Genomic DNA, 13569 nt, shown 5'->3' with positions numbered 1-13569 from the left:
TTATTCCTCTTTATCCGCCTTCACAGATTTTGTCTTGGTGTAGATAATTTTCTTTTTGCCACCCTCACAAACACCGACGACGCGGTTTTTTGTTTCTACGTCTTTGCTGACGACTTGCAGGCTGTAGTTCTTGACGCCTTTGCCTTCGAGTTTTTTCTCGACTTTTTCTTTTATATCCACACAAGGCGTGATGGCTGCCATGCTGCTGGTGGAGATCAAAATCAAGCTGCTTGCCAGAATAAATGGTTTCATTGAACATGCTCCTCGGTTTTGATAAATGTTTTTAACAATCTTTTACTTTCCATGCAAACATCGCATATAAATTCGCGCTCGGCAATCACTTGCTCGAATTCAGCAATAGTTGATGGTAAAAACGTATCATTTCTACATAGTTCTTGACCGAAATTCGTTCATTCGTGCCATGGAAGCGTGGCAGGTCTTCCGATGTCGCCCTGACTGGCGAAAATTTAAAAATATGCTGGCTCAAGGCTGAAAAATGTCGTGAGTCGGTGGCGCCCAGCATCAGGCCGGGTGCCACTATCGTATTGGGGAACACTTCCCGCACGGTTCTGTGCAGATGCTGGTAGGCGGCGGAATTAATCGGTGATATGGGTGACGGTTCTGAATTGCTGGACATGGCGCTGACTTTAATCGCGTCATTGGCGATGGTCGTGTGAATATGTTGCGCTACCGTGGTCTGAGTGTCTCCCGGTAAGGTGCGGAAGTTGACCGAGGCGTCGACCTGGCCCGGCAAGACATTGTCCTTGTCGCCCCCGTGGATGACAGTGAGGGCGGTGGTGGTGCGCAGCATGGCATTGGTGCTGGCACTCTTCGCGAGTTGCTGCTGTACCAGTGGACGAAACAGCCAGAGATTCGATAAGAGGATGCGATTGAGTCCGTGCATTTCTGGTGCGATGGTGTCGAACATATCGAGTGCGACGCCACGTATCTGCGCTGGGAATTGCTGGTCCTCCAGTCGGGCGAGTGCCACACTCATCATGCCTATGGCGGTTTTTTCGGGCGGCATGGAGGAGTGCCCCGGCGTCGCTGTGGCGCTGAGATTGAAGGTGGCATAACCTTTTTCGGCAACACCGATCAGGGCCGCGGACTGGTCGAGCCCTTTGAGGATGCCTTCGGTGATTAGCATCCCTTCATCAAGAATGTAGTCGAGTTTGACGGCGCGGCTTTGCAAGAGGTTGGCCATTACTTTGGCACCTTGCAGGCCGTTGACTTCTTCATCGTGGCCGAAGGCGAGGTAGATGGTCTGGCGCGGTTGAAAGCCGCTGGCGAGGAGTTTTTCTACCGCTTCGAGTATGGCAAACAAATTACCTTTGTCATCCCATGAGCCGCGCCCCCAGATAAAACCATCTTTGATAACGCCGTCAAAAGGCCGTTGTTGCCAGTTCTGCTCGGTATTCGGTGCGACCGGAACCACATCCTGATGTGCCATGAGCATGATGGGCAAGGCTTTTGGATCACTGCCTTGCCAGGTGTATAGCAGGCTTGCGGCACCAACAGTTTCACGCACCAGTCTGGCATGGATCAGCGGGTAGGACTGGTCAATGTGCTGATGCAGTTGTTTAAATTCGTCTGCGCTTTGTTCCGGCAAACCTGCTTTTCCCAGGCGGGAGATGGTTTGATAGCGCAAGGCAGTCGCCAGCCGTTGCGATGCAGCATTCTCGTCGATCGCCAGAGGGGCGGCTGGTTGAACGGATAGCTGACGTGAACCGGTGCTGACCGTTTTAATGAGGACCGCCACCATCAGGCACATCAATACGACAAGCACAAAAAGAAAGAAGCGTTTTATCATGAAGTCTGGTCTCATTATTCTTGGCAGGTGTACGATAGTATAAGCATAGACTTTACTTATTGGATTTCTAAATCAATCCTGCTGTGATGGCGTGTTTACGATCATTACCGCTCGCAAACTGCATGACAGTACTAATATGGCCTGAGGATTCAGGCTCGGTTAATCTGGAAACAAAATGACACCAGCCCTGGAAACAGAACCGGACGAGAATGCATGAAAAGTAAGGGACAACAGACGGCTCGTTTAGCTACTGCACTCGGCTTTTTTCTGGTGCTGACGATTATTGTGTCTGCTGCCGTATCGGTATGGGCCTTGCATCAGCAAGAAATCGAAAAATGGAAAGAGCAAAGCGAAGCGTTTAGCCTGATGCTGGCCGAAAATACGTCGCAACAAATGGGCACGGCTTATCTCGCTCTGGATAATGTGGTTGAACGGATTCAGGATCGCTGGACGATTGACGAGGACTACTTGCGTGGTTTGTCCAAGAATATTGATTTTCATCAGATGCTGGCGGAGAAAAAGAGCCTGTCTTCACAGATTGACGTCATTTTTGTGCTGGATACCAAGGGCTCGGTAATTGTGAATTCCCGTAGTTTTCCTAGCCCAAGTATCAATCTGGAGGAGCGCGATTATTTTCGTGTGCAGCGTGACGATGCGAGTAATAAAACCTATGTCAGCAGTTCGCTGATCAGTAAGTCGACAGGTAAATGGACTTTTTTCATTAGTCGCCGCCTGACAGGAAGCGATGGTGAGTTTATCGGGGTAGTGTGTATCGGTGTGTCGCCATCTTTTTACTCCCGTTTTTATGAAAAAATCAGTATGAATGGGCGAGCTACCATCAGTCTGCTCCGCGATGACTTCACATTCCTGGCACGCTGGCCGGAGCGCGACGACCTGATGGGAAAAAAGAATTTGACCGGTAGTACTTATACTTTAGTACACGATCAGAAGAAAAAATCCGGCGTCATTATTACCGATGCCAAGCGCATGGCGGATAGCGAGGACTCACCGACAAGGATGGCTGCTATTCAGGTATTGGATAAATATCCTTTGATCATTAATTTTACGATAGAGGAGGCGATTTATCTGGCGGACTGGCGCAAAATCAGCCGCGTTATCGTTGCGGTTGCGACAGGTAGCGTAGTTGCTGTGATGGTCGCATTTACCTTGCTGCTAAGTTTGCTTAAACGCCGTGAGACCGATCTCCGGATTACCAGCGAGCTGAAACAGCAAGCAGAGGTAATCAATCGCAAACAGGCGCAGTTATTACAAGATCTTACCAAGCAACAACAGGAGTTAAAAGAAGCGGCTGATCGCTTTCAGGCGGTGTTTCAAAGTGCGGCAGATGGCATTGTCATGATCGATCAGGAGGGGCGGATAGAGGCGACTAATCCTGCATGGCGGCGCATTTATGGCTATGACGAAGAGGAGGTGATAGGCAAGAACGGCCGTCATTTTTCTCCGCCAAATGGCCGGGATTTATTAGGTTTGGCTAGCAGCCATGCAGAATTCATCCAGCAGGGTAGCGTGCACATGGAAGACGAGCGGATGCGTAAAGACGGTAGCTTATTTCCCGCAGAATTGTCGATCAGCGAATACACTTTTTCAGGTCAGCAATGTTATCTGGTGATCGTGCGTGACATCAGCGAGAGACGTCGTATGGAGCGCATGAAGAGTGAGTTTATTTCTACCGTCAGTCATGAGTTAAGGACGCCGTTGACTGCGATCCGCGGCGCGCTGGGATTGGTGCTGGGCGGTATTGCAGGCGATTTTCCTTCTAAGGCGCAGGAGCTGATTGCGATTGCACATAAGAATAGCGAGAGCCTGACACGCCTGATTAATGATTTGCTGGATAGTCAGAAAATCGAAGCGGGCAAAATGGATTTTAATTATGAAATATGGCCACTGGATGATTTGCTGAAGACGGCTGTTCAGGCTAATCAGGCTTTTGCCGCGAATCTGAACGTCGGTATCCGTTTGTCGGGCGCACCGGTGCTGGCGCCTGTCAGAGTTGATCCGGGGCGATTCCAGCAAGTGATGGCCAATCTTTTGTCAAATGCCTGCAAGTACTCGCCGAAAGGGGAAAATGTCCAGGTAGTCGCAAGGGTATTGTCAACGGAACGGGTGCGGGTCGAAGTGATTGATCACGGTAGCGGTATTCCTGGCGATTTTGAGCAACAGATTTTTCAGAAGTTTTCGCAGGCAGATTCTTCCGATAGCCGTGCCAAAGGCGGCACGGGTCTGGGATTGGCTATTTCAAAATCCATCATGCAACAGATGCAGGGCGAGATCGGTTATCAGCCCGGTGGCGTGGCGGACGGTACCTGTTTTTATATCGAGCTGCCTATCGCGCAAGGCGGATCAGATCAACCCGAGGTCGCGTGATGTCACGCCGCTGAATACCTGATCGAGTTGTTTCGCATTCAAGCCATAAATACCGGCGAACAGCCCGCCGAGTACCGCACGATATTCGTTGAGAACCGGGTAGTCGCGATTTTGAAAGAGTTTAGACGCATCGAGTCTGACCTGCTCTCCCGCAATTTGCCCGCCTTTAATCCCGCCGCCTAACACCCAGTACACACTGCCATGCCCATGATCAGTGCCGCGCTTGCCGTTTTCGCGGAAAGTACGGCCAAATTCACTGATCACAACCACGGTCGTGTTGCGCCAGGCAGCGCCCATTTCCTGTTGATAGGCGACCAGGCCGCGACCCAGTTCATCGAATTTGGTCGCCAGGGCACCACTGGCGCCGCCTTGATTGACATGGGTATCCCAGCCGCCGACGTCAACAAAGCCAAGGGCATATTTATCCCGCATGAGTTTGGCAATACGACGGGCTTCCTGTTCAAAGCCTTTAGTCGAAATCGCATTGCGGTTAGCGACATTCATTTCGTCCTGCATCTCACGTACGACTTCTTCACGTACCGCAAAGCCTTCGCTGACCTGCTGTCCCAGCCCGGTTTTGCTATACATCTGGGAGATGATTTTACTCTGGCGGCTATCTACATTGCCCTTACCTAAAGAGCGCAGGCTGGTATTGGCGATCTGTGCATTACCTTGCATCATGAGTGGCAACTGATCGGTGAAGGACATCGCAGAATTGTTATTCAAAACTTCGGCCAGGCGGTTTAAAAAGCCCGAGTGAAAATTCCGCGTCGTATTTAAAGCCTGTCCCAGTTCGATACTATTCTGCGTTTCAAAGTGACTGCGTGAGACATCGTCGGTACCAGCGAAGGGGATAAAGGCGGCTTCGCCTTTTTTATACAGCGGATAAATACTGTCACGCAAAGCGGGATGCAGACCCCAGTCGGCATTAATCTCCAGCGCGCTGTTGGCATCGGCACTGGGGCGGGCGATCGCGATATTCGGGCGGGCTTCGTAATAAAAATTGCTGGACGTCGGGATCAGTAAATTACTGGCATCGTAGCCGCCGCGCAAGAACACGAGCAATAATCGGTTCTGGGTTGCAGGTGCGGCGAATACGCTGCTGCTGATACCGCTGATGCTGGCGCCAGTGAGTGCTGTCAAAGTTTTAAGTAGGTCGCGGCGGTTCATGATGGATCTTTCTTTTAGTCTGTCTGTATCGAAGAGAGTCGGTATGAGAATGACGTGATCGGCTGCATGTCATGGGATGGTATTTAGCGCCGCATCATCTCCGGTGCCGCCAGGAAGAAGGCATTCCATTCTTGTGCTGAGCTTGCCTGCGTTAATGCCTGTTGGGTTCCCTGACTAAAATTCTTTGCCCAGTTTTTGACGTAAGCAGAGTTTGCCAGTGCTGGTTGCGGCGGCCGCTCTTGCGATGTTTGATTCTCAATTTTAAATAGTCCGGGGTTACCGTTGCCGATTGCCTTGGCAACGTCGAAACGTACCGTCATCTGACCCGGGCTTGCCCAGGCACTTTCTGTCATTGAGTAACCGTCAGGCGTCTGGCGACCGTTGGGCTGCTCGCCCAGCATATTGATCCAATTCAGCATCGGCGCTGCATTGACAATCGTGGTGCCATCGTAGGCCAGGCGCACGGACGAGATGACGTAATGCATAGGGTCTTTAAATTTGCTGCCAAGCGAAGCGATAAATTCGGGAGATTCAAACATACTGCGTAACACCGCCGGGATATTGCCATCGCTTTGTAAAAAACGTTGTGCCATATGGTTCACCAGCGCATCTGACGGCGTGTCCGAGACAAAATAAGTAGCGAGTTTTCGGCTGATGAATTGCGCTGTTGCAGGCTGGCGGCTCAGTGCATTAATGATTTCATCGACCTCTGCCAGGCCACGTCCGCGTATGTTTTTACCCAGAATGATTTTGTCGCCGAAGTCATGGCGGTTCGGGTTGAATTCAAAAATTCCCTGACGTACGTAGAGCCGTTGCAATTCTGCTTTGACACGAGGCGAATCCGTATTCTGATTGACGCCCACGCCGGTCAGCACTCTCGCCAGCTCTTGTACATCACCTTGTGTATAGCCGCTGCCCACGCCCATGGTATGCAGCTCCATGAGCTCGCGTGCGTAGTTTTCGTTGATACGGTTAGCGGCGTTATGTTCATTATCGAGATAGCGCAGCATCGCTGGATGAAATACCGTCGCCCGCAAGAGGTCACGGAAATTTCCTAGCGCATTCGGTCGTATGGCCCGCTCTTCAAAATCGCCGAGCATGGCGCGTACATTGTGCTTGGCATTATGGATGTTGAAGTGATTCATCCAGAACCAGGTCATTTGTTCTTGTAGTTGATTCGGCGAGTACACCGCGCGAAGCAGTGAACGGGTTGCAGCTTCACGTGCCAGTCGGGTAAGCTCTTGCTGATATTCTTTGCGCAAGGTGTCATCGACTCCTTTTTGCTGTTCGGCGGTGATGCGACGTGTTTCCATGTCGATCATCAATTTATCCAGAGGGCGCTGAGCGATGGTCATGCTGTCAATTTGCGCCTGGATTGCTGCGGGCAGTGGTGTTGTTTGTCCACGTAGCTGCTGATCCAGATAACGGTCCATTCCCAGTATCTGAAGTTGCTGTGACGAAGTGGAGTTGGCACCCCAGGTAATGCGATTCAGTAGTTTTTCGGGATCAACATGCGCTGCTTCCAGCACATGACTTACGGGCGCTGCCGGCGTGATCACCTGTGAAGTCTGACGTGGTGGATTACTACAGCTTGCTAATACCAATACCGCACTGAACGGTAGAGTCCAGCGTAATGTTTGTGGGAGCTTGGAAATCATGGTGAGCCTTGAGTGTGGTCGATGGCAGTATGCGCAAGAGAATATAGGTGGTGTTAGCATACAACGCAATACTGCCAAAAAAGTTATCACCGCTTGTGCAGAAATCTGAAAGTTTGGTAACAGCCTGTAACGCGTGTTTGTAGCAATGACTATGTCAGGAGTGATGCATGTTTTTTAATCGAGGAATGTTCCACCGGTGGATGCTGGGTTTAATCGGTATGTGCTTGTCACATGCGGCGGCTGCGAAGGATATCGCAACCGATGCAGTACAGCCAGGCATAGCAGCTGCTATAAGCCAGCTGGAAGCCGACGGTTTTCGCGGCCTGGTTTTGGCAGCACATAAAGACAAGATTTTGATAGAGACTGTCGTTGGCGACAGCGTGATGAATACGGGTACCAAGCAACGTCTGACGAAAGAGAGTATTTTTCGTTTTGCTTCCATCACCAAACAATTTACAGCGGTTCTGGTGATGCAGCAGGTTGATGCAGGCAAAATCGATCTGGATCAGGCATTGGGTAAATACTGGCCTGACTTTCCCAATGTCGCGACACGTGCCGTCACTATCCGGCAATTGATGATGCATATGTCGGGTTTACCTAATCCGGATAAGGTGCCTCAGTTCTACACCCGACGTAGTAAATCCTCCGGTGATATGCAGGTAAGTGCACAGGGCATCTGCGCTGCAGCATTGCAGCGTGCGCCAGGGTCTGGGTTTGACTATAACAATTGTGACTACATTGTTTTGGGCGCTTTGCTGGAGAGAATGAGTGGTGCTAGTTTTGCAAGCTTATTGCAGGAAAAAATCTTTGCACCAGCGCAGATGACAAGCTCTGGAATGTATACAGCGACTTATCATGACGATCCGCGCCATGTACGTGGCATGATGAATGGTGCACCGGAGATTGCTATTAATTTTGCGAGCTATGGTGCTGCCGGGGCGGCATTCGGTAGCATGCGTGACTTGCTGGCATTCGATCAGGCTTTTACACAAGGTAAACTGATGTCTCTTACCAGCCGCAGTGAGATGGTGAAGCCGAATAATTATGGCGCTGCACTGGGTGTCTGGTCGTATCCCTTTGCCGCGAAACCTGATCAGGTTCCCAGTATGATCATTGAGCGTCAGGGCTGGATCGGCGGGGTGCGCACGCTGAATCTGATCGATCTCAAGAATGAAGTCTATCTGGTGATGGTCAGCACCAATGGTGATCTGGATTTGAGTCAGACCTGGGCAAACAAGGGACCTGCAGCAGGCGTATTACGAGCAGCCTTGCTGGCTGCTCAGTAATTGTTATGTAATGCGTTTGTCGAATAGTTAAGCGTCATCAAAGTCGCTGGAATCTGCGTAATCATCCAGACTATCCGTATCGGCAGCATTGACAAGATCATTGGTTTCCGCCTTTGCCGGTGTAGTGGTCTGGTCGCTGTCAAAGTAGTTCGGGGGCAGGCTGCTGTCTGCCGGATTCAGACTGGCTGCGCCATCGGTGACTGGCGAGTGATGACCACTGCCGAGTAAATTTCCTATTCCCTGAAACAAGAACGCGCCCGCAGCGACCCCGGCAGCCGTCGCTGCAACAGTACCCAGCATGTTCCCGGTACTCGAGCCGAAAAAGCTGCTGGCAGGTACGATATTTTGCACAACCGGGGACGCCATATTGGTTGCAGTCGCCGGAGTATTGAGTGGTGTACCTGTGACCAATGTTGGTATTGCCGAGGTGGTTAGCGGCGGGCTGTTGACGCTATTCCCCCACGCGTTGGCAGCGGGCTGTAAAAAACTGCCGGAGCCGCTGGGGCGACCATTTTTTAATTCGGCGTTTTCTGCTTGTAATTGACGAATTTGATTTTGCGCGTTAGCCACGGCCTGTTCTAATAACAGACTACGTTGCACGAGCAGATAGGCGGCATCCGCTTGTTTGCTGACAGCATCGGCAATCATTGCCTGCGCCTGGGGATCTTTGCCCTGAGCCTGCGTTGCTACTAATTGTGTCAAAAAAGTTTGCAGTAATTGAATTTCGTTTGGTGACATGATGTTCTCCTTGAATGGACGATCATGCACACTATCTGGCTGCGTTTGTGCTCAATTCAAGGGTGATAATGTGACTTGACGGCAATCGCCAAAATCTCATTGTTCCCGTAAAGCACGCCGGTATTGGATCGCCTCTGCAACGTGTGCTTGCGCTATCTGTTCGGCAAGGGCGAGATCTGCAATCGTACGGGCTACTTTGAGTACGCGATGATAGGCGCGTGCAGACCAGTTTAATTTAATCATGGCATTTCTCAGCAATTGCTCCGCCGCCTGATCTGGCTTGCAATACTGGTCTATTTCGGTGGTGGATAAGTAATTATTACTTTTTCCCTGACGTTGAATCTGGCGCTCAAACGCTGCTTCAACACGGGCATAAATGATTTCAGTCGTCTCGCCATCCGCCTGCTTCAGTAAATCCTGGTGCGGTAATGCACCAACTTGAATTTGCATATCGATCCGGTCCAGCAGCGGGCCGGAGATTTTGTCTTGATAGCGTGCAATATTGTCCGGAGTACAGCGGCACTTTCCATTCAAATGTCCGAAAAAGCCGCACGGACAGGGATTCATTGCTGCAATGAGTTGAAATTTAGCCGGAAAATCAGCTTGCCGCGCTGCTCTGGAGATCGTAATGTGACCTGATTCCAGTGGTTCACGTAACACCTCCAGAACTTTGCGATCAAATTCTGGCAACTCGTCAAGGAACAAGACACCTCGATGCGCTAATGAAATTTCACCCGGGCGTGGCGTTCCGCCGCCGCCAACCAGGGCAACACCGGACGCAGTGTGGTGCGGCGAGCGAAAAGGGCGTAATTTCCATTTATTCACCGAGAACCCGCTAGTCAGAGATTGAACCGCCGCCGACTCCAGCGCTTCCTGATCCGTCATGCCTGGCAAAATCCCCGGAAAGCGGCTGGCTAGCATGGATTTTCCAGTGCCCGGAGGCCCTACCATGATCACACTGTGACCGCCTGCTGCGGCGACTTCCAGCGCTCGTTTGGCTTGTGTCTGACCTTTGACTTCTTTAAAGTCAGGATAAACCGGACGAAGTGCCGGTGCGCTGACACGGTGTGCCTGCAGCTTTGCATCGGCGTCAAAACCCGCAAAGTGTGCGCAGACTTGCAATAGAGTATCCGCCGGATAAATAGTAGCTTCACTGACTAACGCCGCCTCGTCCGCATTCGCCCGGGGCAGGATAAAAGCCCGCGGACTCTGGGTGTTTTTGCAGATCGCAAATGTCATGGCGAGAGCGCCTCGTATAGGGCGTAATTCTCCTGACAGCGATAACTCGCCGGCAAATTCATATTCATCTAGTGCGTCCCCGGGGATTTGTCCTGATGCCGCCAAAATGCCGAGTGCGATAGGGAGGTCAAATCGTCCTGATTCTTTTGGTAAATCTGCGGGAGCCAGGTTGACAGTGATTCTTTTCGCAGGAAAATCGAAGCGTGCATTTTGCAGTGCCGCCCTTACTCTGTCCTTAGATTCTTTGACCTCAGTTTCTGGAAGTCCGACAATCGTGAAGGCAGGTAAGCCGTTTGCCAAGTGTACTTCGACGGTAACTTCCGGCGCTTCCATGCCTGTCAGGGCGCGACTTTTCAGGACGGCTAAGCTCATGTTTTTTGTTGTTGATTGAATGTTAATGGCAACAATAGCAGACTCAGGGCTGAAACGTCAAAAACGGTTGTTATACAAAAAATTGAGGTAATGATGTTGATCCAAGCAAGGAGATTTTATAGTCGCCAGTAGTTCCGTAGGAAGGCGGAGGTCTTGAGATTAAAAATTTTGGAGATGATCAATATAATGCGACACAACTAATATCGCACTGGCATATGTAAATACTGAAGAAAGCGGTAGTACCTATTTGCGCCTTCTCTATGTTTGGAGTTTGAATTTAAAGAATTGTGGTTACTGGATAACTTGATAAGCAATGCCCATGCGGTTGTGCATGATGACCGCCTGCAATTCCGCATGAGTTATGTCTCTGCTATGGAGAGATTTGCTTCGTTGCAGTAGTCAGCGGTAAGTAATATCCTTTACGGCTGATCTCTTCAGGCGCGTTTGCTACCTCATAAGCAATGATGGCTAAGGTAATTGCTGAGTATTGTTGTGCAGTTCTAAATGGCCATACTTGTTCATACGTGTCTAGCACCGTGTGATGCACCTTGGTATAGTCAAAATCACTGGTATTAATCAACTTGGGAGTGGGTACACCGTTCACGGTAAACACGGCATCATCGCTGCCAGCCCGGCCGCTAAATGCCTTTGCTGTATCACGGGGAATATCATTGAACGTTGCTTGAAAGTCAAACACGGGATGCACATCCTGTAAATCGTTTGCCACACGATCAAACACGCTTTGCCACTTCGTAGGAACTGTGATGCCGGTAATCGCACCTGGCTTGGTATCACGGTTGAGCATCATAACGACCTTATCAAATTCGCCAGCATGACGTTGCGCAAACGCATACGCGCCTTTGCAGCCCAGTTCTTCTCCGGCGAAACCTATCATCAGAATAGTGCGACGCGGTCTGACACCGGACTTTGCTAATAGACGCATCGCTTCCATCACGCTGCTAAAACCAGCACCATTATCGGCTGCACCGGTACCGCCATCGAAGCTATCCAGGTGCGCCCCCAAAATCACTATTTCTTCGGGTCTCTCACTTCCTGTAATTTTGGCCAGCACATTATGGTAAGGCACTGGCCCAGGGTAAAACCAGTTGCGGATATCGAATTCCAGGCGCACTTCTTGATGTGTGCTTAAGTTCTGTTTGATGTGATTCTTTATTTCTAGATACTGATCTTCGGCTAATTTTATATCGGGCAGGTTCGGTAAATTTCCCCAGTCTGTGGGTGCTGCTGTAGCCGAGAATAAAGGTTCTTCGGCAGATTGTATGGTGCCTAATGCGCCAACTTCGATGAGTAGCCGCGTCATCGGTTTAGTTTGATGCACATCATTGCCATCGCGTCCCTCCCCTGTACTTTCTCCTTCAATCATGACCCAGGCGTTTTTAAATTCATTCTTACGTATTTGTGCCTCAGCTAACGTATGCGGTGCTATAACTACAGCGCCACTTTGGACTCCTTTCGTACCTGAAGAATAGGCAGGAGTAGTAAAGCGTAATGGTTTCTCCGCAGGAAACAACATGCGACCCGATGAGGGGCCACGATTGAATCCTAAAGGCAGGGTGCCCGCTTCCTCCAGTTCAGATGTCAGTCCCCATACTCCCAGTTGTGTTTTAGCCCACAGCGCCGCATGGGTATAGGCATCACTGCCCGTCATACGGCCACCAAAGCGATTGCTTATCATATCAAGCCAGGTCATGACGTGTGGATCGGTTTTTCCCAGATCGACGATACGTCTGGCAGTCGCATCTTGTGCTTGCGCCACACTGGTTATTAAAAGAAAAATGGTGGGAAGAAAAATACTACGCATGTTGACTCCGGTTGAGATTGCTTGATATGGAAATGATTCGATGAGATTTTGATTGAATGCGAAATTCAGGATGCTGATATTCGCTATTCTTTGTTTGCGGGAACAACCAGATGTAGGTGTACCTGAGTTTGAAAATTAGTCTCGACCTGAAACAATTTTCAGAAATATAGGTAATTCACCTTTGTCGCGCGCGGCTAAAGCCGCATCCATTTTGGCTGAACGATGATGTAGATTTTGAATAAGGAGCGTTTCATAAGCCCGTAGTACACCCTCCATACCTGCCAGATCGTTGGCACTTTGTTTGTTTGCCAGAGTAGGGTTTTGGATCTGAAAAGACATCACACTTGCCATAAACTGAAACTTGACTATCTCACGTATTTCTTGCTTGGCAGCTCTCGCCAGCCAGTCCTCTGTAGCTGCACGGTTTAAGGTCAGGTCAGGCACGTCATTCACCCAATTTGTCAACCATTCGTCATTCGCTGCCTGGATCTGTGTCGGATTTTTTTCTGAATCTGCCGCCATCTTCACGACTCGTGTCCGCTCTTCCAGAGTGGACGGGCCGCGCTCGACGGGAGCCGTCGACGTGATAACTAGCGGCTTGATCGGATAAGTAGAACGTGACCCAAGGACAGGCTTGGCCGCGTCGTCTCCATACTCTATCAGGCGTGTGCCGCTTAAGACATTGTCTTTGGCCTGCAGTTTCCAGATCACATTGACTTCTATACTGGTTTCTTTGCCACGTGGGCTGGTATGTGTCCTTGTACCAGAGTGAGTAAAGATGGCATTTCCTTCGCTGATACGCCCTTCCATCTTACGTAATGACTGTACGTCACCACGTTCATCAAGCCAGCCGATTGTGGCAATTAGGACCTGCCCCTTGTACGCGATTTGTATAAGACCTTTGCCCATGAGATCAATTTCTTTGTCTCCCGTCCTTGTGGTTCCGGTCGCGGTTTCAAAGTTCCATTGGCCGATGATGGAAGAGGTGATTTGAGTTGGTAAAATTTGTGCATACAATACTGTTGATGCAAGACCGCTATTGAGAGCGATGCACAGAATGGCTGCGTGACGAATAAATTTCATTTCTCC

General features: G+C 50.3%; 10 protein-coding genes. 2 read left to right on the top strand and 8 right to left on the bottom strand.

Translation table 11 applies throughout. The annotated features are described in order from the left end of the window. Together ACO0K4_RS02430 and ACO0K4_RS02425 are read right to left on the bottom strand one after the other, a co-directional pair. Complete coding sequence (locus ACO0K4_RS02430) at positions 1–252, bottom strand: DUF1161 domain-containing protein (RefSeq protein WP_422955005.1); 252 nt, start codon at positions 250–252, stop codon at positions 1–3. Positions 253–337: 85 nt separating this feature from the next. Beyond that, positions 338–1810 carry a M20 family peptidase gene (locus ACO0K4_RS02425; RefSeq protein WP_422955004.1) on the bottom strand — a complete coding sequence of 491 codons (1473 nt, stop codon included), beginning with the start codon at positions 1808–1810 and terminating at the stop codon, positions 338–340. 213 nt (positions 1811–2023) lie between these two features. On the opposite strand from ACO0K4_RS02425, the gene ACO0K4_RS02420 reads away from it, so the two are divergent. Next, complete coding sequence (locus ACO0K4_RS02420) at positions 2024–4195, top strand: ATP-binding protein (RefSeq protein ID WP_422955003.1); 2172 nt, start codon at positions 2024–2026, stop codon at positions 4193–4195. Here ACO0K4_RS02420 and ACO0K4_RS02415 read toward each other — a convergent pair. Both ACO0K4_RS02415 and ACO0K4_RS02410 read right to left on the bottom strand, forming a co-directional pair. Continuing rightward, positions 4172–5365, bottom strand: coding sequence for a DUF1501 domain-containing protein (locus tag ACO0K4_RS02415; protein ID WP_422955002.1), 1194 nt, complete (start codon positions 5363–5365; stop codon positions 4172–4174). The two genes, ACO0K4_RS02420 and ACO0K4_RS02415, sit on opposite strands and share 24 nt — an antisense overlap. A gap of 83 nt (positions 5366–5448) precedes the next feature. Continuing rightward, the gene (locus ACO0K4_RS02410) at positions 5449–7023 is read right to left on the bottom strand and encodes a DUF1800 domain-containing protein (protein ID WP_422955001.1); all 1575 of its coding nucleotides are present in this window, start codon (positions 7021–7023) and stop codon (positions 5449–5451) included. Between the two features lie 167 nt (positions 7024–7190). Here ACO0K4_RS02410 and ACO0K4_RS02405 point away from each other — a divergent pair, with 167 nt between their 5' ends. Next, positions 7191–8309 (top strand): serine hydrolase domain-containing protein, encoded by a 1119-nt coding sequence (locus ACO0K4_RS02405; RefSeq protein ID WP_422955000.1) that lies wholly within the window; start codon positions 7191–7193, stop codon positions 8307–8309. A 27-nt stretch (positions 8310–8336) separates the two neighbouring features. Here the strand turns inward: ACO0K4_RS02405 and ACO0K4_RS02400 are convergent, their stop codons facing one another. From ACO0K4_RS02400 to ACO0K4_RS02385, 4 genes are all read right to left on the bottom strand, one after another. Beyond that, the gene (locus tag ACO0K4_RS02400; RefSeq protein ID WP_422954999.1) at positions 8337–9047 is read right to left on the bottom strand and encodes a DUF2076 domain-containing protein; all 711 of its coding nucleotides are present in this window, start codon (positions 9045–9047) and stop codon (positions 8337–8339) included. A gap of 96 nt (positions 9048–9143) precedes the next feature. Continuing rightward, on the bottom strand, positions 9144–10658 hold the full coding sequence (locus ACO0K4_RS02395) for a YifB family Mg chelatase-like AAA ATPase (protein ID WP_422954998.1): 1515 nt from the start codon (positions 10656–10658) through the stop codon (positions 9144–9146). Positions 10659–11028: 370 nt separating this feature from the next. Continuing rightward, complete coding sequence (locus ACO0K4_RS02390) at positions 11029–12480, bottom strand: M20/M25/M40 family metallo-hydrolase (protein WP_422954997.1); 1452 nt, start codon at positions 12478–12480, stop codon at positions 11029–11031. A 135-nt stretch (positions 12481–12615) separates the two neighbouring features. Continuing rightward, positions 12616–13563: a hypothetical protein gene (locus ACO0K4_RS02385; RefSeq protein WP_422954996.1), complete on the bottom strand. Its 948-nt coding sequence runs from the start codon at positions 13561–13563 to the stop codon at positions 12616–12618. Between the last annotated feature and the right edge of the window lie 6 nt (positions 13564–13569).

The sequence above is a fragment of the Undibacterium sp. RuTC16W genome (assembly GCF_049339445.1).
GTDB lineage: Bacteria > Pseudomonadota > Gammaproteobacteria > Burkholderiales > Burkholderiaceae_D > Undibacterium.
The sequence above is the reverse complement of the archived record's forward strand: the minus strand, read 5'-3'. Positions and strand labels throughout refer to the sequence as shown.